The 2,540-nt window shown below is 49.8% G+C and carries 1 rRNA gene; it reads left to right on the plus strand.

Annotated elements, in window-relative coordinates:
- Positions 1 to 2,540, plus strand: a 23S ribosomal RNA gene (locus RTU33_RS21770); the annotation flags it as partial.

The raw sequence follows: 2,540 nt of genomic DNA on the forward strand, positions 1-2,540 counted from the left end.
GAAAGACGTGATAAGCTGCGATAAGCGTTGGTGAGGAGCAAATATCCATTGACCCAGCGATTTCTGAATGGGGAAACCTAGCGGAGCAAACCTCCGTTACTGCATAGTGAATACATAGCTATGCAGAGGGAACCCGGGGAACTGAAACATCTAAGTACCCGGAGGAAAAGAAAGAAAACTCGATTTCCAGAGTAGCGGCGAGCGAAATGGAAAGAGCCTAAACCAAAGTGCGTGCACTTTGGGGTTATGGACCGCAATAAGTGAGTCGATTCTGTAGAAGAATGGTTTTGGAAAAGCCAGCCAGAGAGAGTGAAAGCCTCGTATTCGAAACAGATAGATAGCGAGCGGGATCCAAAGTACCACGAGACACGAGAAACCTTGTGGGAATTCGGGGGGACCACCCCCCAAGGCTAAATACTACTTAGTGACCGATAGCGCATAGTACTGTGAAGGAAAGGTGAAAAGAACCCCGGGAGGGGAGTGAAAGAGAACCTGAAACCCTGTGTTTACAAGCTGTGGAAGTGCCTTATGTGCACAACCGCGTACTTTTTGTAGAACGGTCCGGCGAGTCACGTTTACTGGCAAGGTTAAGAACAGAAAGTTCGGAGCCGAAGGGAAACCAAGTGTTAATAGCGCGTTTAGTCAGTGTACGTGTACCCGAAACCGGGTGATCTACCCATGTCCAGGTTGAAGTTGCCGTAAAAGGCAATGGAGGACCGAACGCACATCCGTTGAAAAGGGTGGCGATGAGGTGTGGGTAGGGGAGAAATTCCAATCGAACCCGGAGATAGCTGGTTCTCCTCGAAATAGCTTTAGGGCTAGCCTTGAGTAAGATTCTGATGGAGGTAGAGCACTGAATATCCTAGGGGGCGTCAAAGCTTACCGAAGATTATCAAACTCCGAATGCCATACAGAAGTTCCTCAGGAGTCAGACTGCACGAGATAAGTTGGGTAGTCAAAAGGGAAAGAGCCCAGACCACCAGCTAAGGTCCCAAAGTGCGTGTTAAGTGGAAAAGGATGTGAGATTTCGAAGACAACCAGGATGTTGGCTCAGAAGCAGCCATACATTAAAAGAGTGCGTAATAGCTCACTGGTCGAGAGGTCTTGCGCCGAAAATGTCCGGGGCTAAAACACGACACCGAAGCTGTGGAATTGACGAATGTCAATTGGTAGAGGAGCATTCTTAGATCGCTGAAGCTGTACCGTAAGGAGCAGTGGAGAGCTAAGAAGAGAGAATGCCGGAATGAGTAGCGAGATAGAAGTGAGAATCTTCTAGGCCGAATATCTAAGGTTTCCAGAGTAAAGCTGATCTGCTCTGGGTAAGTCGGGACCTAAGGCGAGGTCGAAAGACGTAGTCGATGGATAACAGGTTGAAATTCCTGTACTGCATAATAACAGAACTGTGGGGACGCAGAGAGAAAGCATAAGCCGGGAATGGAAAAACCGGCACAAGCGAGGTACCAGTCTAGTAGGCAAATCCGCTAGGCAATGGGAAGGCGTGACGTGGACCGAAATTAAAGTAGGGAAGTATGTGAGCTAGCTGCCAAGAAAAGCCGCTATTGTTTATTATGTACCCGTACCGTAAACCGACACAGGTGGATGAGGAGAGAATCCTAAGGCCGACGGGAGAAGCATTGTTAAGGAACTCGGCAAAATGACCCCGTAACTTCGGGAGAAGGGGTGCCTGCAGAAATGCAGGCCGCAGAGAATAGGCTCAAGCAACTGTTTAGCAAAAACACAGGTCTATGCAAAACCGAAAGGTGAAGTATATGGGCTGACGCCTGCCCGGTGCTGGAAGGTTAAGGGGAGGAGTTAGGAGTAATCCGAAGCTCTGAACTTAAGCCCCAGTAAACGGCGGCCGTAACTATAACGGTCCTAAGGTAGCGAAATTCCTTGTCGGGTAAGTTCCGACCCGCACGAAAGGCGTAATGATTTGAGCACTGTCTCGACAATGCACCCGGTGAAATTGAAATACCAGTGAAGATGCTGGTTACCTGCGCCAGGACGGAAAGACCCCATGGAGCTTTACTCCAGCTTGATACTGAAATTTGGTATTACATGTACAGGATAGGTGGGAGACTGTGATCCGGTTACGCCAGTAGCCGAGGAGTCGATGTTGGGATACCACCCTTGTAGTATTAGGTTTCTAACTCGTGTTCATTATCTGGGCAGAGGACAATGTCAGGCGGGGAGTTTGACTGGGGCGGTCGCCTCCGAAAGGGTATCGGAGGCGCTCAAAGGTCTCCTCAGAATGGTTGGAAACCATTCGCAGAGTGCAAAGGCATAAGGAGGCTTGACTGTGACACCGACGGGTGGAGCAGGTACGAAAGTAGGACTTAGTGATCCGGTGGTATAAAGTGGGATTGCCATCGCTCAACGGATAAAAGCTACCCTGGGGATAACAGGCTTATCACTCCCAAGAGTTCACATCGACGGAGTGGTTTGGCACCTCGATGTCGGCTCATCGCATCCTGGGGCTGTAGTAGGTCCCAAGGGTTGGGCTGTTCGCCCATTAAAGCGGTACGCGAGCTGGGTTCAGA

The organism is Scandinavium sp., assembly GCF_032012665.1.
Taxonomy (GTDB): Bacteria; Pseudomonadota; Gammaproteobacteria; order Enterobacterales; family Enterobacteriaceae; genus Scandinavium.